At 60.9% G+C, this 21651-nt stretch carries 20 protein-coding genes and 2 pseudogenes; 9 read left to right on the top strand and 13 right to left on the bottom strand.

Features of this window, described 5'->3' with window-relative positions; genetic code table 11:
• Positions 1-68 precede the first annotated feature (68 nt).
• Positions 69-1301 (top strand): caspase domain-containing protein, encoded by a 1233-nt coding sequence (locus EN861_RS17995; protein WP_135864713.1) that lies wholly within the window; start codon positions 69-71, stop codon positions 1299-1301.
• 83 nt (positions 1302-1384) lie between these two features.
• Here the strand turns inward: EN861_RS17995 and EN861_RS17990 are convergent, their stop codons facing one another.
• Positions 1385-1888 (bottom strand): OmpA family protein, encoded by a 504-nt coding sequence (locus tag EN861_RS17990; protein ID WP_135864711.1) that lies wholly within the window; start codon positions 1886-1888, stop codon positions 1385-1387.
• A gap of 283 nt (positions 1889-2171) precedes the next feature.
• Between EN861_RS17990 and EN861_RS17985 the strand changes: the two genes are divergently transcribed.
• Positions 2172-2639, top strand: a complete 468-nt coding sequence (locus EN861_RS17985; protein WP_245512058.1) for a hypothetical protein — start codon at positions 2172-2174, stop codon at positions 2637-2639.
• A 53-nt stretch (positions 2640-2692) separates the two neighbouring features.
• Here the strand turns inward: EN861_RS17985 and EN861_RS17980 are convergent, their stop codons facing one another.
• From EN861_RS17980 to EN861_RS17960, 5 genes and pseudogenes are all read right to left on the bottom strand, one after another.
• Positions 2693-3898, bottom strand: coding sequence for a caspase domain-containing protein (locus tag EN861_RS17980; protein WP_245512057.1), 1206 nt, complete (start codon positions 3896-3898; stop codon positions 2693-2695).
• Between the two features lie 41 nt (positions 3899-3939).
• A complete protein-coding gene (locus tag EN861_RS17975) occupies positions 3940-5037 on the bottom strand; it encodes an OmpA family protein (RefSeq protein ID WP_135864703.1) in 1098 nt (365 codons plus the stop codon).
• Between the two features lie 141 nt (positions 5038-5178).
• A complete protein-coding gene (locus EN861_RS17970; RefSeq protein WP_135864701.1) occupies positions 5179-5448 on the bottom strand; it encodes a hypothetical protein in 270 nt (89 codons plus the stop codon).
• Between the two features lie 17 nt (positions 5449-5465).
• Positions 5466-8204 carry a caspase family protein gene (locus EN861_RS17965; protein ID WP_245512056.1) on the bottom strand — a complete coding sequence of 913 codons (2739 nt, stop codon included), beginning with the start codon at positions 8202-8204 and terminating at the stop codon, positions 5466-5468.
• A 1042-nt stretch (positions 8205-9246) separates the two neighbouring features.
• Positions 9247-9501 (bottom strand): annotated as a pseudogene (locus tag EN861_RS17960) (IS110 family transposase); the annotation flags it as partial.
• Positions 9502-9522: 21 nt separating this feature from the next.
• On the opposite strand from EN861_RS17960, the pseudogene EN861_RS17955 reads away from it, so the two are divergent.
• Positions 9523-9837: pseudogene (locus EN861_RS17955) on the top strand (transposase domain-containing protein); the annotation flags it as partial.
• A gap of 334 nt (positions 9838-10171) precedes the next feature.
• On the opposite strand, the gene EN861_RS35505 reads toward EN861_RS17955, so the two are convergent.
• The 3 genes from EN861_RS35505 to EN861_RS17945 all read right to left on the bottom strand — a co-directional run bounded on the left by EN861_RS35505 (position 10172) and on the right by EN861_RS17945 (position 12045).
• Positions 10172-10321 (bottom strand): hypothetical protein, encoded by a 150-nt coding sequence (locus EN861_RS35505; protein WP_189343676.1) that lies wholly within the window; start codon positions 10319-10321, stop codon positions 10172-10174.
• Positions 10322-11288: 967 nt separating this feature from the next.
• On the bottom strand, positions 11289-11507 hold the full coding sequence (locus tag EN861_RS36335) for a hypothetical protein (RefSeq protein WP_245512055.1): 219 nt from the start codon (positions 11505-11507) through the stop codon (positions 11289-11291).
• 85 nt (positions 11508-11592) lie between these two features.
• Positions 11593-12045 (bottom strand): DUF4440 domain-containing protein, encoded by a 453-nt coding sequence (locus tag EN861_RS17945; RefSeq protein ID WP_135864699.1) that lies wholly within the window; start codon positions 12043-12045, stop codon positions 11593-11595.
• 456 nt (positions 12046-12501) lie between these two features.
• Between EN861_RS17945 and EN861_RS17940 the strand changes: the two genes are divergently transcribed.
• Both EN861_RS17940 and EN861_RS17935 read left to right on the top strand, forming a co-directional pair.
• On the top strand, positions 12502-13209 hold the full coding sequence (locus EN861_RS17940; RefSeq protein WP_135864697.1) for a helix-turn-helix domain-containing protein: 708 nt from the start codon (positions 12502-12504) through the stop codon (positions 13207-13209).
• An 85-nt stretch (positions 13210-13294) separates the two neighbouring features.
• On the top strand, positions 13295-13597 hold the full coding sequence (locus EN861_RS17935) for a YdhR family protein (RefSeq protein ID WP_135864695.1): 303 nt from the start codon (positions 13295-13297) through the stop codon (positions 13595-13597).
• Between the two features lie 229 nt (positions 13598-13826).
• Here the strand turns inward: EN861_RS17935 and EN861_RS17930 are convergent, their stop codons facing one another.
• The gene (locus EN861_RS17930) at positions 13827-14750 is read right to left on the bottom strand and encodes a hypothetical protein (RefSeq protein ID WP_245512054.1); all 924 of its coding nucleotides are present in this window, start codon (positions 14748-14750) and stop codon (positions 13827-13829) included.
• 136 nt (positions 14751-14886) lie between these two features.
• Positions 14887-15177: a helix-turn-helix transcriptional regulator gene (locus EN861_RS36330; protein ID WP_245512053.1), complete on the bottom strand. Its 291-nt coding sequence runs from the start codon at positions 15175-15177 to the stop codon at positions 14887-14889.
• A gap of 51 nt (positions 15178-15228) precedes the next feature.
• Between EN861_RS36330 and EN861_RS17925 the strand changes: the two genes are divergently transcribed.
• The 3 genes from EN861_RS17925 (at position 15229) to EN861_RS17915 (ending at position 18008) form a co-directional block, all read left to right on the top strand.
• The gene (locus EN861_RS17925; protein ID WP_135864692.1) at positions 15229-15627 is read left to right on the top strand and encodes a hypothetical protein; all 399 of its coding nucleotides are present in this window, start codon (positions 15229-15231) and stop codon (positions 15625-15627) included.
• Positions 15628-15920: 293 nt separating this feature from the next.
• Entirely contained in the window at positions 15921-17054 is a 1134-nt protein-coding gene (locus EN861_RS17920) for a helix-turn-helix transcriptional regulator (RefSeq protein WP_135864690.1), read from the top strand.
• Positions 17055-17135: 81 nt separating this feature from the next.
• Positions 17136-18008, top strand: a complete 873-nt coding sequence (locus EN861_RS17915) for a DUF1194 domain-containing protein (protein ID WP_135864688.1) — start codon at positions 17136-17138, stop codon at positions 18006-18008.
• Positions 18009-18033: 25 nt separating this feature from the next.
• Here the strand turns inward: EN861_RS17915 and EN861_RS36325 are convergent, their stop codons facing one another.
• Both EN861_RS36325 and EN861_RS17905 read right to left on the bottom strand, forming a co-directional pair.
• Entirely contained in the window at positions 18034-18525 is a 492-nt protein-coding gene (locus EN861_RS36325; RefSeq protein ID WP_281041219.1) for an NAD(P)-dependent oxidoreductase, read from the bottom strand.
• A 749-nt stretch (positions 18526-19274) separates the two neighbouring features.
• Positions 19275-20174 carry a LysR family transcriptional regulator gene (locus EN861_RS17905; protein ID WP_135864687.1) on the bottom strand — a complete coding sequence of 300 codons (900 nt, stop codon included), beginning with the start codon at positions 20172-20174 and terminating at the stop codon, positions 19275-19277.
• Between the two features lie 188 nt (positions 20175-20362).
• Here EN861_RS17905 and EN861_RS17900 point away from each other — a divergent pair, with 188 nt between their 5' ends.
• Entirely contained in the window at positions 20363-21646 is a 1284-nt protein-coding gene (locus EN861_RS17900) for a serine hydrolase domain-containing protein (RefSeq protein WP_135864685.1), read from the top strand.
• Positions 21647-21651 lie beyond the last annotated feature (5 nt).

The raw sequence follows: 21651 nt of genomic DNA, 5'->3' as shown, positions 1-21651 counted from the left end.
ATTGTCCCTGACGAATTGAGCATGCGCAGAGATCAATAGTGTGCCCCGACGGGCCGGAGGGCTGATCCATGAAACTGTTTGCCAACCTTTTGAGCGGACTTGTCCTTTCCATCCTTGCCGCCTTCGGCGTCCAGGCCGCAACAGCCGAGAGCAAGCGTGTCGCGCTGGTCATCGGCAACAGCAAATATGTCAACGCCGTTGCCTTGCCGAACCCAGCGAACGATGCCCACCTGATTGCGTCGACGCTGCGCAACGCCGGCTTCGAAGTGATCGAAGGCGTCGACCAGGACAATGCCGGCATGCATGGCCTGATCAGCAAATTCACCGAAGAATCCTACAACGCGGACCTCGCGGTCATCTTCTACGCCGGCCACGGCATGCAGGTCGACGGCAAGAACTATCTCATACCGGTCGACGCCGACCTGACCTCACCCGCCTATCTCAAGACCCGCACAGTTCAGATCGACGAGTTCATGGCGGCGCTGCCTGCCGATCCCGCCGTCGGCATCATCATCCTCGATGCCTGCCGCGACAATCCGCTGGCTCGCACGCTGGCCACGGCGCTGCCCAAGAGCCGCTCGCTCGGTGCCGGCCTCGCGCCGGTGGATGCAAAGGCAGACGGCGTCGGCGCCGGCGGTGTCTTGATTGCTTATGCGGCCGATCCCGGTGCTGTCGCTTTCGACGGCAACGGCGTCGACAGCCCCTACTCGCTGGCGTTGGCCAAGCACCTCACCGAGCCCGGGGTCGAGATCCAGAGCGCGCTGACGCGCGTGCGCGGCGACGTGACAGAAGCCACGCAAGGTCGGCAGCGCCCATGGCACAACGCATCGCTGGGGCGCGAGGTTTTCCTTGGCAAGCCAGCGGCACAAGCGGCGGCGGCGCCAATCGCCGATGCAGCCAAGACGTCGGCCTCGCCCGCCCCTGAGCCGGTGGCCACCGATCCCCCATCCTGGGAGGTCGAGCAACGCCTTTGGGATGAGGCCTCGAAAAACAACGCCATTCCCTATTACGAGGCGTATCTTGACCAGTTCCCGGGCGGCCGCTTCGCCACCGTGGCAAGGCTCGACATCGACCAGCTGAAGGCGGGCAAGCAGACTGCGGCGCCGCCGAAGGGACGGGTCGTGCAGAAGACCCGTACCCTGAAGCCGGTGCCACACAAGCAACAGCAGGTTGTCCAGCGCAGGCGCAGCAGCGAGATCATCGTGCGCGACGAACCGCCGCCGAGAGACAATAATGACTTCCTGGCCAGGGCGCTCATTTTCGGCACCGGCGTTATGATCGGCAGCGCGCTCAAACATTGATCAGAAGGCATCAAGGGGTGACCGGCGTTTGGACGAGATCCCTTGCCAGTGTCGCTGTTAAAGATCAGCCTGGCGGCAACCGCCTACTCGGTCCTGATGCGCATTTCCACGCGCCGGTTGACCGGATCGTAGGGATTGGCGACACGCGGGTGCGACTTGCCCAGGCCGATCGCTTCGAGCCGCGCCGATTCAACGCCGTTCGCTTCGAGGAACGCGGCCACCGACTTGGCCCGCCGCTGCGACAGGTCCTGGTTGTAGCGATCCGTGCCGGTTGCATCGGTATGACCTTCAACGACAAAGCTGAACGTGCTCAGCCGATTGTCCTTCAGCGCCTTGGCGAACTCGTCGAGTTCGGTGCGCGCCGTCTGGTCAAGTTGCGCGGAATCAAGGGCAAAATTGATCATCATGTCGAGACCGGTCTTTTGTTGAGCTGAGCCAGTCTTCTCGGCCTTGCTCTTGCACTCTTCCTCCGAGCCGACGCAGATGCCGCGCGCGGCACCGAGATTGCCGGTCTGTCCGGCGAAGAACTTGACGATGTCTTCCGATTTCTGAAGCGGATCGGCAAGGACGTGCGTTGCAAGAAGCATGGCCGCCAATGCCAAGGCTGAACTGCCCCATCGCATGACCGTCACTCCTGTCTGAGAGGATTTCGCTGGCGCGCATCGTATCAAATCGGGAAGCGATTGTCTGTGAACAAACGCATGACGCCCTTCGTCACCACCTGCCAACGACTGACGCGCTTGACCGGCGCTCGGCCACAGGCTTGAGTGCTGTTCTGGTGGCTCTCGGGGTGTGGCAGCCATGGCCAATGAACTCGGATACAGAACGGCACGGGATCTGTTTCTTGCTTGTCCCGCCATCGCCAGGGACATGAAATCGCTGGCCACCGGCCAGCCGCCGCTTGATTTTTGCCGAGCCCTGCTTGCCGGGCGCGTGCCGGAAGAAGCAGTCACGTTCTGTGCCTACCTCCTGCCTGAGCGAGCCGCCGTCTGGTGGGGACATGAATGCCTGAGCAATCTCGCCGAGCTCCTGGCGGACCGGGATCTCGAATTGCTGGCGCTTGTCCACGACCGCGTCGGCGAACCTGATAATCCCGACCATCAAGCGGTCTTGAGCAATTCCCTGGACCTGCCGCCGGCGACGCCGGCCGCCTGGATCGCTCTGGCAGCGATGTGGCGCGACCCGACCCTCGACATGGTGTCGACCGGATTTCCTGCCGCCCATGCCGTCAATGCCGGAATTCTGGCCGGGCTGGCCCGGGCCTCGCTGGCGGACCGCTTTGCCGTGCTTTCGGCCTTTGTCGAAATGGGCATTCGGATGGCGGAGATGGAAGCGTAACGCCACTCGCCGATCCCTACCCGCCATCCACCATCGCCGGCATCAGTCCGGCATTATTGGCAGCCGCCTTGCGCCCATCTTGCCAGCGCTACCTTGAAGCGGGTACCAAGCGGATGCTGCAGGCGCAGGACCGAGACGTCGTTGGCAGCGAAATTCTTCGCCTGCTCGCAGAGCCGGACCTCATTCCACTCGTGGCAGCTATCGCAGTGCTTGCCTTCCCACACCGACTTGTCGAGGCCCTCCACCGGACTGAAAAGCGGTTCGCTCTTGATCAGTTGGGCGATGCTCTTGCCGTCGATCGCCGGGTCGCCGAACTTGATAGGACGGTCGAAAAGGATAGGACCGTCGGTAGCCAGCTTCGGGATTTTCGCACGCAGAGTATCAAGCGCAAGCTGATCGGCATTCTGGCTTGGCGAAGCGCCGGTGTTGCGTGTCTCGGAGCCGGCTTCAGCTTGCGGGGTGCTCGCCTCGCCGACGATCAGCGGCGCGTTGAGATCGACCTTGTGCAGGACAACCTCGGTGGTCAAAGAGACATTGATCCAGGGGCGTTGCTTGCCGGCGGTCGTCTTGAAGACGTCACTTGTCACCCTGTCCATCGCTTCGGTGATGGAGACATTGGATTCCCCAATGTGCTGGAGCAATGCCGTCGTGAAGGGCGAGTGGTCGCCAGACCCGTCATAGGCGAGCTGGTTGGGACTTGCGGCAAAGGCTACGAGCGTTCCGGCGCCGCCATTCTCGATCGGAATTTCCGCAAGGCCACTGCTTGCACCCTTGATGCCGGCGGTCTTTGCCAGCACATCGGCCAGAGGATTGTCCCGGCATGCGTCCAGAAACACCAGCCTTATGCTTGTCTCGCGAGACATCTGGCGCAAAATGAAATCAACCGACACGGCCTCAAAGTCGAGCGAGGTCTCGTCCTCGAGTGCGGCATCCACCGGAAGCAGGTAGTTCTTGCCTGAAACCTGCAGGCCATGGCCGGCATAGAAGAAAAGCGCCACATCGGCGCCGCGCACCTGCTTGGCGAACTGGGCGACTGTGGCCTGCGTCTGCTGCTTGGTGAGATCGAAGCCAGACACCACCTCGAAACCAAGGTTCTGCAGGCGCTCGGCTATCGCCTGGGCATCGCGTGCAGGATTGGCCAGCGGAGCTGCGTGCTGATATTGCGAGTTGCCGAGCACCAGCGCGATACGGCGCTCGGCGGTGGCGGCGGTCAAAGTCAAAAGCAGGACAATCGCAACAAGGCCAGCGTCGAGAACCAAGCCAGCGCAAAACGCGAATGGACGGGAGCCCACCCCCGACCTCAGTTCGCGTGCTTCGTGGCTGAGAATTCGATGCGCCGATTGAGCGCCTTGTTCTTTGGCGTGTCGTTGGCGGCAACCGGCCTATCCTCACCATAGCCGGCGGCACTGATCTGGCCGCGCGGCACGCCGTCGACGACCAAAGCATTGGCAACCGCCTGTGCGCGCCGTTCCGACAGCAATTTGTTTGCATCGGGCGATCCATCGGAATCAGTGTAACCGGACACCTCTACCTTGAGGGTCGGGCATTTGCCGACGACGCCTTCGACCTCCGTCAGCAAGGGTTTGCTCTTGGCATCAAGCTTGGCGCTTGCCGAGCGGAAGTAAATGGCACCAGTACGGGACAGCACGGCAAACCTGTTGAGGCACTCCTCATCGCTGAAATTGGCCTTCGCGGCGTCAGTGGCCACGGGACCGACATCGGCGGTGCCGGCAGCGACGGTCTGCACCGCGGCCGGCTTGCTGCCGTCAGCAGTAAAGACGAAATCGAAGGACACTGAGGCGGTAGGCACTATGTTCGTCACATTGGCGGCCTGCTGTAGCTTGTCAACGTTCGGCAGCAGGCCAAAGTCCTCCACATGCACCGCAACGGGAGCCTCGGAAGCAACCGAGACCTGAGTGTCACTGATCATGGTGACGACGACGCTCGCCTCCAGGTCCTTGTCGACGCCGTGTAGGCTGAGCCGGAACGGCAAGGTTGCCTTGATCCGGCGTTTGGCCGGCAAGTCGGCAAAGGCTGCCGGGTCCACCTTTGCCGTCAGCTCGGCCGTCGGGTACTTGAATGTTTCGAAGAACAGGAATCGCATGCGCACATTGCGGAGGTCAACGCCCGTGTCGACGGAATTGAGATCGAAGCTGACCTTGGCATCACCGGCGGAATTCAGCGTGCCGGTGATATTCCTGATCTTGTTGGTTTCGACGATCGTGTTCTTCTTGACCGACTGATAGGTAAGCACCGAAGCGTCTGGATCGAGCGTCCAGTTCGGCGCGGCATTCGCTGTCTGCGGTCCGAAGACCAGCAATCCCAATATGGCTGCAATGATCAGGCCAGGACGCTGCGCTTTTGCTTGCGCTCGCCAGAATGCAACGACTTCGAACATGGAACGCCCCCGCCAGGCAACCCGATCCTGCTAACGGCACGGCGCAACCATAGAGCACTTGTTCCTGCTTGGCGAGCAGTTCCAGCGCGTTGCGAAAGTCACCTACGATAGCCCTGTACTGCGTCGTGCGCTGTAGAGGCGCTATCCCCAGCCACCGCCGCCGCCACCACCACCGCCACCACCACCGCCCAAGGGTGCAATGACAGGCGTGGTTTCGTTCTTGACCGGTGTGAGCAGTTTCTTGGCGGTCACATTTTTCTGCTTGACCACCTTTGGCGCGGTCGTCGTGCGAACCGACTTCGTATGATGTTTCGTCGTCGTCGGCTCGAGCGGGGGTGCAATGGTCGTGCACCCTGCCATCGTAAGGGATAGGACCGTTGCGACGATTACCTGTTTTAGTGCCGAGCCCATCTGTTGCCTCCATGTTGTCAGAACAAGTCCCGGCGCGGGTTGGCTTGCTCCCAGACCGCCCTGGCTGTCTTGATCAGTTGATCGTCCAATGAGCCGTTCGCCGAAATCTTGGACTTCAGGTCCCTACGCATCTGCTTCAGAGCCGCCGTCTTCGCCCTGACGCCAAACTTCGCCAGCGTATTCCGGGCATCGGGAATTTCGTTATGAAGATCGAGCGCCGCCGCCAAAGCAAGGTAGCGCGCCGCCACGGCCTGGTCCGCCTTTTCACCCCTTTGCATCTCCAGAGCTGCGCGATCATACGCAGCCGACTGATCGCCGCGCGCCGTCGCCAACTCGAACAGCCTTTGCGCTTCTGAGAAATCCTGCTGCACGCCGACACCGTCCCTGTACATGCGCGCCAGGCTGCCGGGAGCGTATGGCTGGCCGAGATCCATCGATTTCTGAAAAAGCGAGAGCGCTGTCTTGGGGGCCTTCTCGACCCCCGTGCCGGCGAGATAATTGCGGCCGAGCAGGTTCATCGAATACATGTCCTGCCGCTCGACGCCCGCCTTGAGGAAAGCCACGGCCCGAGTTGCGTCGACAGGCACGCCATTACGGCCTTCGGTGAAGATGGCGGCGAGATCGTTCATGGCATAAGTGTGCCCCATCGCCGCCGCCTTGAGCAGCAGGTCCAGCCCTTTGGTGGTGTCACGCTCGACGCCGTAGCCGTTGAACAAGGCGCGACCCCACGAGGTCATCCCATAGGGATCGCCCTTTTCGGAGGCTACAGCGTAGAAGTCATTGGCCTGCTTGCGATTGACCGGCATTCCCGTTCCCGTCGCATTGAGGTAGCCCAGCTCGAACACTGCTCGCACATGCCCCTTGTCGGCAGCTTCCTGGATCGCCTTCTTGGCCTCATCGACCTTACCAACCGCAAGCAATGCCCGACCGAGTTGATAGTGGAAGCGAGCGACGTCCGGATAGGCTTTCACCGCCGCCCGGCAGACCTCCACGGCGTTGCTGCTGATCTCATTCGGCAACAAGCCGGGGACTACGCCCTGCAGGTCAAGTGGCTCACCGGCCTCCCTGTCGCAGGGGTCGACGCTTGGCGAAAGCTTCATCGTCGCCGGCTTTGACGACGCGTTGTCGGCCCTGATTTCGAAGCCGACTATCAGTGGCTGGACGGCGCCGATCTGGGGTTCGTAGCGCAAGTGGTCGACTTCATCGGCCATCAGGCTCGAATCCGGCGACAAGGTCCGATCCGGCAGCGACAGAGTTCCCGTTGCCGGATAGCCCGCAAGTTTCAGGCTGACCGCCGGATCCGTGGTTGGGAAGTCCAGCTGCAACGGAACCGGGCCGACGCCGACCGGAACGCGGACCTCACGGTTTTCGATCGCTTCGGCGGCGCCGGCAACGTGAATGCCGCGTTCCACCGCTTGCTGCTTCTGCTCGGACTCGAGCGAGGCCATGAGTTGCTGGCCATCGGCCCCCTCACCATTCTTGACCCGGAAGACCAGGATGCCTTGGGATTCGCCGCCCCAATCGTCGCGTGTGGCATAGGCCAGCATGTCGACTTGTTCCTGGACGCCGGTGCCCTTGGGCACGTCCATTTGCAATCGCGGAAGATCCTTGCCGGCGATCGGCTCACCTGCCGCAACCGGATTGCCGTCCAAAATCAGACGCCCGAGCGCCGGCGGTCTCTCGATGCTGACGGTGACCGGGCCGCCATCGACATCCAGCGGCTCCGGCAGGTCGAGCGCGACAGGGCCGACGCCGGACGGCACGACCTTTTCCAACACGGGCGGCAGTGCGGGCCGGCTGGCGCGACGCATGAGGACGACCTCGTCGATCAGCGATGAGTTTTCCCAAGGCACCTGCTTACCGGCGGTAGCCTCGACCACATCCCGGCGAACGGCCGCCATGACCGAGCGTATCTCCTGGTTCGGCGCCAGCGCGCGACGGGAGAAGGCGGAGGAAAAAGGACTGAGGTCGCCACTTCCGTCATAGGCGACGGCACCGGGCTCGGTGGCGAAGGCTATAAGCGTGTTCAGCGAACTTTTAACCTGCGCAAGGCCGGTGTTCCCAGCAACGATTAGCTGGTCTCGCAACCAATAATCTTTGCGCGGAAACGGGTTGTTGCGGCAAGCGTCGAGGATGATCACCTGGATCTTCGATTTCGTCCTCAATTGCTGCAGCACATCATCGAGCTTGACGGCCTGGACCTCAATGTCGGCCGCGTTCTTGAGCGATGCATCGACCGGGATCAGGAAATTTTCACCGCCGATCTGAAAGCCATGGCCGGAATAGTACACGATCGCCAGATCGGCGCCGTCCGCCGCCGCGAGGTAGTTGCGAAACTGCTTTTCGAATTCGATCTTGGTGAGGTCCTTGGCGACGAACACATCGAATCCGGCCAGCCGGAAGGTGTTCGACACGTCCTCGGCATCCTTGTCCGGATTCTTGAGGGCCGGAATCTCGCGGTATTCGGAATTGCCGATGACTAGGGCCACCCTTCGATCGGCACAAGCTTGGAACGCCGTGAAGCTCGCGAGCATCAGGGCCGCAATGAACGCAAAACACCGCAGCATGGCCATCCTTAACTGCTCATGACCTGGAGGGCACAAGACATAGCTTGCGACACCTGGTCTGTTAAAGACTTCACAATCTGCCGAAACGGCAAGGTCGCACCCGCGATGGATGGGAGATGCAGTTCCCACAACTGCTAAAATAGCCCAGTGACGTGGGCACCGCAATAAGCTAGGGCGATTGCGACCCATCCTGCAGCGGTATTGACCCCGCAAGGCTGGTTGCTGCACGGCCGGGACCTGCTGTCATACCCGCTTTGGGAGCCACTGAATCCCAAGCTTGTCCCGAGTCCTGTTCCGGTATCCGATCTCCTGCCCGAGCCTCACAACGCAGTGATGCGCTCCGGCTTTAGCTCCACCTGGCAGCTCCGCCGTTTTGGCGGGCGTGTCGCGACCGGGACTGTTCCACTGGGACCGAGAAGCCCATACAGCCGCAGTGCGGAGGATGGCGCCAGCCGGCAAGCTTGCGCGCGGCCGCCATACTACGGCCGACGCTGGCGACGGCGGCTCTCGGGGCCGAGGCGAAGACCGCCACGGCCGTGCCGACCACCCATCGCGAACCACCGGTCTAGGAGGTTCTGGCGTTGACTATCCACAGCTCGTTATTGCCGACGAGAGACCATCTCAACGGCAGTTTCTGATCACTCCCCCTTCCCGGTCCCAACCTCCTCAAGGGCCGCCTAAGCCGGCGTACGTTGCATTAAGCCATGGATCTCGCTCAGAAACTGCCATTGCGGCAATGTGCAGTGAACGTTTACACATTGCGAGATCAGTGTCTAACCCCTTGAAAAACAACCGACCGGCCGACGCACAATGTGCGGGCTTTTATCTAGCCGTCTTAATCGGTTGTGCTTTGCGAGATTTTCTTGCCATCGTCGTTGCTCTTCTCGCTTGCGATAATACACGAATCTATACGCTACGATACGATCCCGCGTTCTGGCGCCAGGTTCCGATGCGCCGTGCAGTCTTCCGCGCTCTGCGACGGCTGTTCTGGCTGCACGAAAGCAGCGCTCGAATCGTCGCGGCGCACTCTTCCATCGGACTGACGGAGCAGCGTCACAGGCAATCGAGCGCGGTCCGGCCATCTTTCGCTCGGCGCGGCCGCAGGCGAGATAACGTGCGTTCCGTCGTTCCTTGTTTGCATCGATCCTCGTCCGCCGGGGCAGATCTCCTTCGTCTCAGATGGCGTCCGTCAAACTGCGGGCGCCATGCGCTTGAACTGCCCTCGCACCGCTCATCGATGCGCTCCCATAAGCTTGCGGACCTTGCCATGCGCGCGCTGCGCGGTGTCGGTCGCGGTTGCCGCCGCATCGCCGACGTAGAACGTGCGGTCGCTCCAGAGCGCATGCATGATCACCGCCAGCTTGCGCGCCACCGCGACCCAGGTCTTGCGGTGGCAGGAACCCTTGGCGATCAGCTGGCCGCAGCCCTTGACCTTGTCCCTGCCCTTGTAGCGCGTCAGCATTCCCGACGCCGCCTCGTAGAGCGCGCCGCACGTCCGCGTCCGTTGTTGCCGGGTCGCAGCACCCTCGCTGAAGCCGCCTGCTATGCGCTCTCGCGCTGCGACGGACTGACCCGCTTCCTGCACGACGGCCGCATCGAGCTCGACACCACCCGGTCGAGCGCGCGATCCGTCCGGTCAGTCTTGGCCGCAAGAACCAACTCTTGGCGGGAAGCGACGGTAGCGGCACGCGGTGGGCGGTGCTGTGCGTTGATCGAAACATGCAAGCTCAACGACGTCGAACCGTATGCCTGGCTGCGCGATGTACTCATCCGCATGGTCGACGGTCACCCGGTAAACCGACTCGATGAACTCCTGCCTTGGGCGAGTCCCGATGCGCTGTGCAATCTTCCGCGCTCTGCGACGGGGCAGTTTCGCTGCTTATTTGCAGCGCTCGAACCGTCGTGGCGCACCTTTCCATCGGACTGACGGAGCATCACAGGCAAATCGAGCGCGGTCCGGCCGTCTGTCGATCGGCGCGGCCGCAGGCGGGATAACGAGCGTTCCGTCGTTCCTGGTCTGCATCGATCCCTCATCCGCCGAGGCGGATCTCCGAGCTCAGATGGCGTCCTTCACAGTGCCGACGCGATGCGTTTCAACTGCCGCCACGCCGGCCAGCGATGTACACCGAGAAGCTTGCGGGCCTTGCCGTGCGCGCTCAGCGGCCTCGGCCCAGGCCCGCGACCGGATCGCCGACGTAGAACGTGCCGTCGCTCCAGACGGCATGCATCATCACCGCCAGCTTGCGCGCCACCGCAACACAAGCCTTGCGGTGGCAGGAGCGCTTGGGCGGCAGTACCGTCGCCACAGCGGCCTCTGCTCGCGGGCGTAGACCCGCAGCCTTCCCGCTTGGTGCGGACGCGGCCGCTGACGATGAACGTGGGCCGACGAAAGCAATAGCCGGCTTTGCCCCGAAGGAAGCATCAAAGTCGGCTGGGCCCAGCGGCCACCGCTGTCAGTCCGCCCGCTTGCGTTTTGTCCTCGACTGGCGCTATGCGCAGCAGCGGCCCACCTGACGGACCATCAAATATGCTGCATTAGCGTACGGTGAAGAAAGCGCTCTCACGCGCTGCGTCAAAGCAGATTCTGCTTGGTCGAGGGCCTTTCAGCGCGGCCTTAAAGGCGGCAAACCCACGGTCATAGCCTTTTGTGCCTTGGTACTTAATGAACTTGCCCATAGATGAATAAATGTTCGTAACTGGACACAAACCAAATGCCGCCATTATGTACCCGCCTTCATACGCAGCCGATTTGGCATCGGCGTTAGAGGGCTTGGGCAGACCAATAGTGAATGCCAATGCCGGAATAATGAACAGAATAGTGTTGCCGATCTCATTTTTTGCCCCCCAATTTGCCTTAGATGGCGACGTCTATTGCAAATCCTTTCAGACTGTTGGTCAAGGCGTCGACAAACCTGACGGCGTATCAGGTTCAAAGCGCTGCCGGCTAACGAGATGAACCCTTTAGACTCATGCGCCATGGTAGAGGCATATGCCGTACCCAGTAGGCCTACGATGCCCACCAATGCATAGAGCACTCCAAAAATGCTAATCGCCAACGCCATGACAAACCCCATCGCCGGAGCGCTGACTCATATCAGCATGCTCCTGTAGCTATCGCCAGCAAGATCAGCCCGTCAGGCCGAAATGATCGCCCACAGCTGCGTCACCCCCATCGCAAGAACGAGGATGGCGCTTACTCCGATGAACAGCGCCGTAGATATCTGCTTCAGGTGAGCGCCGAAGCGGCTGCCCGAGAAGTAGTCGACCGCATCGTCAGCATGGCGGCTTGGCTGCTAAGACCCCATAAACGGTGATTGCGACCACGATCGTCGCGAGCGCGAACCTGGCGGCTCGTCCCGCTGATGGTGCGTACGCAAGGATCGCAAACAACGTCGCGATACTGGCGAAAAAAATGATCGCATATGTCTGCGTCAGATGGGCAAGTCGCGCGGCCGCCGCCGCCAGGTATTGATCAACGGTGAGTTTTGCCATGTGCTCTTCGGCAAGTACCGAGTTGCAAATGAACTCCACGAAATTGGCGAGTGATCATGAGGTGCCCGCCATCCAATGCTAACCTTCATTTCCCGGGATCGGAGTTCCATATGTCCCGATAGAGCTTCCAGCTGCCGTCCTGTGCTTTCTTCCAGACCACCACATACTTCCCGGCGGCATCCACCAGCTTCGAATCCTTGCCCGGTGCCTTGAGGGAGAAAGTCCCGGACTCGTATGCAAAATTGCCGCTTTCCTGGACCTCAAGCGTGGTGAGTGTGAGCTCCGATATGCCCATATCGATCGCGCCCTGCCATAGCTTTTGGATATTTTGGCGGCCGTCGACCCGCGCCATATCTGGGGGGAATGCGGCCGCATCATCGGCGTAATTCGATGCGACCCCGGCCGCATCGTTACTGTTGTACGCCTTCACGAACTCGGCATTAGCGGCCTCAATGGCTTCTTTCGCAGACTGGGCCTTGGCAGATCCAAGGCAGAGCGATGAAACAGCAACGACCAGCAGACAATGCTTGAAAGTCATTTCATCCTCCCGTGCTCCGGTCTCTAGCTATTCCCCGTTTGAGGTCATCACACAGACTTTCTGGTGGTCGCCCGGCCGCAAGATCATGACGTCGATCTGGTCGCGGTGTCACAGTGCTGGCAGGCATCCCGGCGCATCCCCGGTGACCGCGTCGCCATGACGGGCTGCAGTCGTGGCCATCACGCTTGCCAGCCCTGCGCATCGTCGTGCACCGAAGGTGCCCCAAACGGTAATCGCAGTCGTCATCACGCAGAGCACCGGACATGCCAAATGGCCCTTTGGACTTTGCGCTGGACGACGAGCTCAGCTTCCAGTTTAGCATTCACTAATATGCAAAGCAAACGCGAGGAGGAAGGCCGGCAGGTGCAAGTGCAAGTTCGGAAGTGCTCCGCTTCAGATTGTGAACTGGCCTCAGATCTCCGCAAAGATTAAGTTGCGGAAAGGGAGTGCCCGGCCATGACACGTCGGCCTTTCGGACTGATCTGCCCGATCTCGCTCGCCTGCGAGATTCTGGAGCCGCGCTGGACGATCCAAATCCTGACCGAGCTCTGGAACGGCTCAACCCGCTTCAACGACATTCGCAAGGGGTTGGGCAACATCTCGTCCGCCATCCTGTCGAGGCGGCTCAAAGAAATGGAGGCGTTGGGCCTGGTCGAGCGCGTCGAGGAAAAGGCGGCGGGCACCGTTGACTATTTCCGCACCGAGAAGGCGATCAAACTGGAGCCGGCGATGAACGCGCTGGCGCAGTGGGCGCTATGCAACATCGAGGCGGAGATTGCGCTCAGCGGTGCGGATGCTTCGACCATCATGTGGGTCGTGCGGCGAATGATCGACCTCATCGAACTGCCGCAGCGGCGCGCCGTCATCCGCTTCCATTTTCGCGACGATCCCTCACCGAAGTGTCCCAACTGCTGGATGGTGGTCGAGCCAGGCGCGGACTTCCCCGAGGTATGCTGGCTCGACCCCGGCCGGGAGGTCAACCTTTACGTCGAGACCGGCGTTGTTTCGCTGGGGGCCATCATCGAGGGCCATTCGAGCATCGAGCGCGAGAAAGAAAGGGGCCGCCTTTTCCTGAGCGGCGACCCCGTGCTCGCCCGCAGCATGGACCGTTGGCTGCGGACCGCGGTCTGGGCAAGGCTCGATGGAATCGTCCAGCTTTCTTGAAAATCATACTGAGGCTGCAGCATCACGCCTGGAGGATCACTCGTAGCCGTGCAACGCCAATTAGAGAGAATAAGGGAGGAAAGGCATGTCAGCTAAAATTTTGCAAATCAACTACAAGCTAAACGGGCCGAGGGCCGAGTATGAGCAAGAAAACCTGCCATATGCTCAACCAATCGCGGACCTACCTGGCCTACGCTGGAAGGTCTGGATCATAAACGAGGCCCAAAACGATGCCGGCGGGATCTACCTATTCGACGATGACGCAGCAGTGAAAACGTTCATGGATGGGCCAATCGTTGCGGAGATGAAGGGTGATCCAACGTTGAGTATCAAGGCGTTTGACGTGATCGCGGACCTCACAACCATTACACGTGGCCCGGTGAAGTAGTATTCTTGGAGGCTACGATGGCGCAGCGTCGACTCTCCAGTTTGGCCACGGGAATGTCTGCCTTCAGGAGGCACCAAACCTGACCTCAATGGCTGGCATGAGGCGCACAGCTGTCGGCAACGGGGCCGATTCCAGTCAGGCGGCTTTCAGGAACTGTCCTGCGAAAGCAGGCGCTGACTGGTGGAGCGCCTCGTTCCGGCAGGTGGGCCTTTTTGGCTTGCGATTGCCGTCAGCTCGGGTCGGGCATCTTCTGAAGGCCTCCGTCGTCCCTTGCCAGTTGGGCGGCATGGCGAATGGCGCGAACCGCGTTAGGGTTGGTCACGGGATAGCTGGTGATGAAGCGTTCGACGGAAAAGTCCGGGAATTCAGCTTTCAAGCGGGCTTCGATCCTGGCCGCCTCCCCGGCCTCTCCCACGGCCGAATGCGCCAGCGTGATAAACATCAGCAAATTCGGTGAGTTTAGCGTACTTCTGCGCAGTGCCGCGATGGCTTCCCTGTGCCTGTCGGCCGCAAACAGGATGCGGCCCAGCATGCCGAAATACCAAGGTGGGGCCAGCGGATTGAGGCGCATAGCGCGTTCGATCAGGGGCATCGCCTCAGCTGGATCGCCAGCGACCAGCGCCTTGCTGCCGGCCAGCAGCGCCAGCGTATCGGCATGGTTGGAGCCATACTCGAACGCGCGGCGATACGCGCGCTCCGCTCCTGCGACGTCGCCGAGACAACCCCTGAGGTCGCCAAGGCAATTGCAGGCAACGCTGTCCATCGGATCGAGCAGAATCGCGTTTTCAACGGCGGTCCGCCAGTTCTCGATCGAGACCTGCGCATCGTCGCCGAAGCCGTGAGCGCCCTCGATCGAATAGGCATAGGCAAGCGCGGTCCAGGCCCTGACCAGGGTGGGGTCAAGCTCCAACGCTCGTGAAAACAGGCGTATCGCTTCCGCGGTGCCGGCGCGGCTGAATGTGTCCTGCTGTTCAACGCCAAGCAGATAACAGTCATAGGCCCGCAGGCTGGCTGGCGGATTGCGGCGGATCGCGTTACGGCCAACCGCCGCAAGCGCTCCGTAGCTGCCGGCGATCACATTGATAACGCTTTCGGTCAGGCTGTCCTGCAGGGTAAAGATGTCCTCGACCTGGCGGTCGTATGCTCGCTCCACAGGCTTAGGCCGTTGCCCGCGTCGGCAAGCTCGATCGATAACCGGACCCGCTTCTCGTCGGCGCGCAGTTGGCCCGACATGATGTAGGTGGCGCCAAGTGCCTTGCCATCAAAGCGGCGCCATCGTTCTTCCGAATTCAAGCATTCGATGGGGAACATGGCGAGCAAGGGGGGACCTCTGGCAAAGGCGGCAGTCCGTCCACCCCCGCGCCGATAGCTCCATTGACATGCGAGGCAAGCGCGACTTTGTTGCGCACGCCGAGCTTGTCGTAAATCGAGGCGAGATGGGTGCGCACGGTCGACGGGGCGATGAACAGCGCTTCGCCTATCTCACGATAAGTCAGTCCGGCAGCGAATTTTTCCGCCACCGACCGCTCCCGATCGGACAGCGTGTCGTGACCCGGTGAGGATGTCTCGATGCGGCTCATGGCGGACCCGATCGGCACGGTTTCAACTGTTGCCGAGGCAAAATACTACAAATGCAGGAGGCCGAATACAGCATCTGCCTGATCCCAACTCAGGCGCACGCGATGCAAGCTCCCATACAGCAAAAACTGGTTGCAATGGCCAACAAGGAGACTCTCATGCGCGCTGTTTCGATCGTGCTCGTATCCGCGATCCTGGGTTTGTCCCACTCACCACCGCCGTCGTTCGCAAGCGGATGCAGGCAACTGCTCGAATCGGACGTGAAAATCGTCAGCATGCGCCTCTATGCCGATATCCTGGCCAATGCTGCCCACAACGGCTGGAACTATTCACCCGAGTTGATCGTCAGCGGCTCTAAGCGGCATTTCGACGAGCTGAAACTCCGATTAATCGACGTCGGCTACGAAATCGTACCGGTCGGCCGCCGAATTCAATGCGACATCTCAGGCTGATCCCCAAGTCGTGTCGATGCTCGGTCAAGAATTGATGACATTTTATCGGCCTCGCTGGCTAGCCGGCATCTGGAGATCGTTCGAACCTGTGGCAGTTTAGATAAGAGGATGACAGCCTTCCATCGTCCTTGCGCAAATTTAGTGCAAGCCAATCGAGCAGCGAGAGCGCGGCCACAAGCCCGTCACACCCGTAGGGGGCGACGAAGGATGATCCGGCCGGCCATTCCTGGTTCTGCCGGTTCTGTGGTATTTTGAAAGCGTGTCGTAGCCCATGCATCAAGAGGGTAGACCGTATGGCTGCCAATCGGGCAATCGCGTCCGCGATCGAGAATTGCTACGACGCCGCGTTCGAATTCGGGCGCTGGCCGGCCGCGCTTCAAAAGCTCGCAAATGCCCTGGGCGCCACGAGTTGTGTCATCCGCGCCTGTGATGACACACACCCTTTCCGGAGCGACCAGCGCAAGCGGACCACACCAACGCCGGACTCGACGGAGCATGCCGAATTTTCGGCTCTCTGGTTCGAGAAGATCGAAGGGGCTCCTGATCCGCGTTGCGAAAGGTTGAGGCTGCTGGCAAAGCCGGCAACCTGCTTCACCATCGAGGATGAACTCACCACCCCCGAGGAGAGAAGGTTCCTTCCCTACTATCAGGAGATAGCTCGCCCGGGGCACCGTGAGTGGTGGGCAGCCGTCTACTTTATGGTGAAGAAGCACAAGTGGTTCCTGTCGATGTTCCGCGATGCCCGCAGCGGCGCCTTTGATCTGTCCGAGGCCGACCATTTCCTCCGTGTCGTGCCGGAACTGACCCAGATCATCAGCCTCGCCGAGAAGATCTGGGAGATTTCGCTGGACCCGACTTTGGCCATCCTTGACCAATTCAATTTTGGCGCGACCCTGCTTGATCATCGTGGCTGTCTGAAGCGTTGCAACGAGCATGCGGATGCTTTGTTCGGCTCCGGCCTTGTGGTCCGTCACGGCCGCGTCCACGCAGCAGATCGGGAGAGCGATACCCGTCTGCAGCGGATGATCGGTGCTGCCGTCTCAAGCGCACTCAACGGCGCGATTCCAGTCGAGCCTGAAGTTATCGCCCGCGACGGATCGTTCTGGCTCCTTGCCGAGGTCGTACCGATGACTTCGTTCGTGCGCGACCTGTTCAGTGGCGGCGACCTTCTGCTTTACTTCACCGTCCTTGTTGGGGACCGGCCCCTATCTGCACAGTTGCTTGGTCAAGCATTCCAACTCACAGCGGCCGAAGCGCGGCTGGCCGTTAGCCTAACAGCCGGCGACGGCGTCGACGCCGCGAGCGCCCGATTGGCAATTGGCCGCGAAACCGCGCGCACTCAACTCCGGGCGATCCTCGCCAAAACCGGAACGCATCGCCAAGCCGAACTCACGGCACTCCTATCGCGCCTGCCTTCACGACACTGAGTAGGGTCCCTCACCCAATCGGGTGAAGCGCGCGGCCCTTTGTCAATTCAAACTTCCCCTTCGGAACGCTGAGAGGCGCTAATGGCGCCGAGGCCCTGCGGTATGGCAAAACCTGGCCCGAAAATTCGAACCGGCCCACCCAAGATGAGGCGGCTGGCAAGATCGTGCCTCATAGCATTGGCACTCTTCACCAGCAGTCCCTGCACACCATCGTCGAGGACCGAGCCAGGTACGCTTGGCGTCGATCTCAAACTAGTCCTCGCGGTCGACGTCTCATCCTCGATGAGCCCTTACGAGCAGAGGGTTCAGCGCGACGGTTACGTCAACGCTTTCAGGAACCCTAGCCTGGCGAGGGCCATAGGATCGGGTGCACGCGGTAGGGTCGCGGTTTTGTATCTCGAATGGGCCGGCCCAAACTACCAGCACGTGGTAGTGCCCTGGACGATTATTGGTAGCTACGCCGACGCAAGTCGGTTCGCCGATGCCCTTGCGATACAGCCTATTTGCGCGCAGCCAGGCACTTCCATTTCGGGCGCTCTTTTGTCGGCCGACGCCCTGTTTGCGAAGAGCCGTACCACGGCCGCGCGCCACGTGATTGATATATCGGGCGATGGCCCCAACAATGCCGGCCTGCCGGTCGCTTCGATACGAGACCGGCTGACGATTTCCGGAGTTACCATAAATGGCCTACCGCTGTCCTTGCCGCATGGTCGTTCCAACGGCTTTCAGTCCTTTGGTGCAGACTATCTCAATCTCTATTACGAGCATTGCGTCATTGGCGGACCGGAAGCATTCGTGATCGGCGTTGATGATCTTGCTTTGTTCGAAGCAGCTATCCGCCGAAAGCTGCTTCTGGAGATCGCGGGCATGCCCCCGCTAGCTAAGCCGGTGTCCTATAATCCTGTGGGCGGCCCGATGTTCGACTGCTCCATGATCGGAACTACGGCGCGATAGCGCGACCGCCATCTGTTCCTGATCGTCAAGGATGTCGGAATTCTCGGCGGACCGCCAACTGCCGACCCTCCAGTTGATATGGCCACACCTTATGTCCGCACGAATTGGGCGGGTTAAACTGCAAAATCCCGCGGGCAGCCTTTGCTAACATTGTGGTGGCATCGTGGAGACGTGGATCCGATACTGAAACATGGAAGCAGGCGACGCAATAAAGTGTGACGTTGTCGGTGCTGGCATTCACGCAGCCTCCGAAATCACACCTCGCTGAGCGAGGCGAGGCCGAAGTCCTACGCTGCTTGGCTTGCGGGTTGACGATATCGGCTTGTCCTTCGCCGCTCATCATGGCCCACAGGTTCTTGGCCGCATGCCATCCGACGGCCTGAGTTCGTTCAGTCGTCCACGCCGCGACATGCGGCGTGCACAAGACGTTAGGTAGCGAAAACAGCGGATCGTCGGTCTTCGGCGGCTCCTGGTCGAACACGTCGAGCGCCGCACCCGCGATTTGTCCATGGACCAGCGCTGCTCGCAGAGGAGCGAGGCCGGCAGATACCTTTTGGGCGTCTGTGTCTCAAATCAGCCTGTCAGCCGGGCCATCAGCTCGCATGTGCCAGTCTCCAGAATGTGTTCGTAGTGGTCGAACTTCACCCCTGCTCTGTCATACGTTCTCTGCCGCATCCATCTCGGCTTTGGTGAAAAAATCCCACTCTTCGGTATCGAACGAGCCGATGGAGCAAAGGCGCCTTTTGATCTTGGCTTGTCCCTGATGCGCTACCCCTCTGGTCGAGAAACTGAGATTGGTATGCGACCTGTCGACCCCAGTGATCCTTTGACGCAAACGGCCCGACGATGGGGAAATGGTTCTGGGCCCTGTGGCAGCTGATTGTCATGAGGAGTTGGTCCACCTTCTGAAAAATCAGATGGTGCCAATCAGTGATCTCGGACACCAGAATCAGCCGTTTGTAGAAGTTCGTGTTCCCCAGCTACATTGCACAGCATCGCTGAAGAGGAGGCCTACATTTCCGAGTTCGCGACACCGTCCACGATGGCCTTATTTCACAGCTTGGGTGTCTGCCGATGCAAGCCACAGCCCAGGCGCGCGCCGTCAAAGCGAAGGTCCGCACGCGTTCAGGGCTTCCGGGCCTTTGCCTGTCTTGGCTTCCTGAGGGCGGATCGATCTGGGATGACCGATATGCAACACCATCATGCAAGGCGGCAGCATTTTTGCCGGCGGACAGCCAGGGCTGTGCGCGGCAAGAATGCCCCGCGCTACGTCGCCACGATCCGTTGAACAAAATCCAGAAAAGCCCGCACTTTTGCCGGCGGCATGTGGCGTGACGGATGATAGGCGTAAAGCGGAAACTGCTCGTTGGACCATTCCGCCAGGATCGTCGTGAGCGCCCCGCTCTCAAGCCACTCGTCGAGGCCGATGGCAAGGCTCTGGAATATGCCTTGCCCTGCGAGACCGGCCTCGACGGCAGCGGAGGGATCGTCCATGACCAACCGCCCCGCCGCCTTGATCTCGATGCCCCCGTTATCCCCTTGGAACTCCCAGGTGAACGGCCGCCCGGTCTGCGGGTCGCGAAAGAGGATGCAATCGTGGTGCATCAGGTCGTGGGGCGTGGCTGGAACGCCGTGACGGTCGAGATAGCCTGGGGCGGCACAGGTCAGCACCGGTACCTCCAGTAGTTTGCGCGCGATCAGCGAGGATTCGTTCGGCGGACCGAAGCGCACGGCGACATCCGCGCCGCTCATCATCTCTTCGCGATAGTTGCTGGTGGTCAGATCGAGCGACAGTGCGGGGTAGCGTGCGAGGAATTCACCGATCCTCGGCGCCAGCACCATTCGCGCGAACCAAGGATCGATCGAAACCCTCAGCCGTCCGCCGACGAATGCCGCCGAACCGGCGGCTTCGGAGGCCGCCTCTTCCAGTCCGGCCAGCAGCGGCATTATCCGGCCATGGAAGCGCGTGCCCTCCTCCGTCAGCGTGACCTCGCGCGGATTGCGGTCGAACAACCTGACACCGACGCGTTCTTCGAGCCTCGCCACCGCACGACTGACCCCCGACGGCGTGAGACCGAGGATATCCGCGGCCCGCACGAAATTGCCCGCTTCCATCACCGCCCCGAAAACGCCGACCCCGGTCAACAATCGCGTGTCGAAACTCATGCCCTCTCTCCGTCGCAAGGTCGGTTATCGTCAACCGTCCCATCATGATGATTCTGAGTCATCTTATCTTTGATTTTATTGCGGGTGAATCATCGCATCGCTTTCCATAGATGATTTTTGAGCGCCCGGACGGCGCAGCGGCACACCGGACCGCGGAAGTCTCCGGCCTTGCGAGAAGGAAATCATCCATGAATGCGATCTCACGCAGAAGCCTGTTGGCGCGCGGCGGCCTTTTGCTGGCGGCGGGTGCGGCCGCCGTGAACACGCCAGTCCACGTACTGGCGGCCAACCCGCAAGCGCGGTCCGGCAACTTCAAGTCCATCGACATGGCCATGGATCAGGCGGTGCGGGACGGTACCGTCGCCGGTGTCGTTGCCACCGCGGCAGGACCAGACAGCATGATCTACGAAGGAGCCTTCGGAAAGGCCAATACCGTCACCGGAGCAACGATGCGCACCGATACGGTATTCTGGCTGCTGTCCATGACGAAGGCCTTCACCGCCACGGCCTGCATGCAGCTAATCGAGCAGGGCAGGATCAATCCCGAGGACGATGCGGCGAAATATCTGCCGGAACTCGCAAATCCGATGGTGTTGGAGGGTTTCGACAGCGACGGCCAGCCGCGGCTGCGTCCGGCCAAGCGGGCCATTAAGGTGCGTCACCTGCTCACACACACCTCCGGCTATACCTATTCGATTTGGAGCGATGCACTAACCCGCTACGAGAACGCCACCGGCATGCCGGACATCGCCACGTGCAAGAACGGCGCCTTCCTAGCACCGCTCGAATTCGACCCCGGCGAACGCTGGCAATACGGCATCAGCATGGACTGGGTCGGAAAGCTGGTGGAAGCGGTCAGCCACCAGTCACTGGAGGTCTATTTCCGCGAGAACATCTTCGCCCCGCTCGGCATGACCGATTCAGGCTTCCTGATCGGAAGCAAGCAGAAGGCCAGGGTCGCCACCTTCCATAACCGTCGTGAAGACGGCGGCCTGACACCCGCGCCCTTCGAAATGCCCCAGCGGCCGGAATTCTTCATGGGCGGCGGCGGCGGCTTCAGTACGCCGCGCGACTACATGGCCTTCCTGCGGATGCTGCTGAACGGAGGCACTCATAAAGGCGTACGGGTGCTGAAGCCGGAAACGGTCGCGTCGATGATGCGCAACCAGATCGGCGACCTCGATGTCCAGGCCATGAGGACCGCCCAGCCTGCCTATTCGCAGAGCTTCGACCAGATTCCCGGCGAGCCCCACAAGTGGGGATATTCGTTCGACATCAACACGCTGCCCGGTCCGAACGGTCGGTCGGCAGGCAGCATTTCCTGGGCCGGCCTGCTCAACTGCTATTTCTGGCTCGACCCGGTCAGGAAGGTGACCGGAGCCATCTTCACCCAGCTTCTGCCCTTCTACGACAAAAAGGTCGTGGAGCTTTACGGCACATTCGAGCGCGGCCTCTACGACAGCCTCGCCTGATCAAT

The sequence above is a fragment of the Mesorhizobium sp. M8A.F.Ca.ET.218.01.1.1 genome (assembly GCF_004791165.1).
GTDB lineage: Bacteria > Pseudomonadota > Alphaproteobacteria > Rhizobiales > Rhizobiaceae > Mesorhizobium.
Note: the sequence above shows the minus strand (reverse complement) of the source record. Positions and strands in the feature narration are given on the sequence as shown.

Bases quoted from the DNA above. Each gene is read 5' to 3' on its own strand.
- EN861_RS17920 (WP_135864690.1), top strand. From the start codon at position 15,921: ATGGCTGCCAATCGGGCAATCGCGTCCGCGATCGAGAATTGCTACGAC.
- EN861_RS17970 (WP_135864701.1), bottom strand. From the start codon at position 5,448: ATGGGCTCGGCACTAAAACAGGTAATCGTCGCAACGGTCCTATCCCTT.
- EN861_RS17940 (WP_135864697.1), top strand. From the start codon at position 12,502: ATGACACGTCGGCCTTTCGGACTGATCTGCCCGATCTCGCTCGCCTGC.
- EN861_RS36330 (WP_245512053.1), bottom strand. From the start codon at position 15,177: ATGAGCCGCATCGAGACATCCTCACCGGGTCACGACACGCTGTCCGAT.
- EN861_RS17900 (WP_135864685.1), top strand. From the start codon at position 20,363: ATGAATGCGATCTCACGCAGAAGCCTGTTGGCGCGCGGCGGCCTTTTG.
- EN861_RS17915 (WP_135864688.1), top strand. From the start codon at position 17,136: ATGGCGCCGAGGCCCTGCGGTATGGCAAAACCTGGCCCGAAAATTCGA.
- EN861_RS17995 (WP_135864713.1), top strand. From the start codon at position 69: ATGAAACTGTTTGCCAACCTTTTGAGCGGACTTGTCCTTTCCATCCTT.
- EN861_RS36335 (WP_245512055.1), bottom strand. From the start codon at position 11,507: ATGGCAAAACTCACCGTTGATCAATACCTGGCGGCGGCGGCCGCGCGA.
- EN861_RS17985 (WP_245512058.1), top strand. From the start codon at position 2,172: ATGAAATCGCTGGCCACCGGCCAGCCGCCGCTTGATTTTTGCCGAGCC.
- EN861_RS17935 (WP_135864695.1), top strand. From the start codon at position 13,295: ATGTCAGCTAAAATTTTGCAAATCAACTACAAGCTAAACGGGCCGAGG.
- EN861_RS17945 (WP_135864699.1), bottom strand. From the start codon at position 12,045: ATGACTTTCAAGCATTGTCTGCTGGTCGTTGCTGTTTCATCGCTCTGC.
- EN861_RS17975 (WP_135864703.1), bottom strand. From the start codon at position 5,037: ATGTTCGAAGTCGTTGCATTCTGGCGAGCGCAAGCAAAAGCGCAGCGT.
- EN861_RS17925 (WP_135864692.1), top strand. From the start codon at position 15,229: ATGCAGGAGGCCGAATACAGCATCTGCCTGATCCCAACTCAGGCGCAC.
- EN861_RS17905 (WP_135864687.1), bottom strand. From the start codon at position 20,174: ATGAGTTTCGACACGCGATTGTTGACCGGGGTCGGCGTTTTCGGGGCG.
- EN861_RS17965 (WP_245512056.1), bottom strand. From the start codon at position 8,204: ATGGGTCGCAATCGCCCTAGCTTATTGCGGTGCCCACGTCACTGGGCT.
- EN861_RS17990 (WP_135864711.1), bottom strand. From the start codon at position 1,888: ATGCTTCTTGCAACGCACGTCCTTGCCGATCCGCTTCAGAAATCGGAA.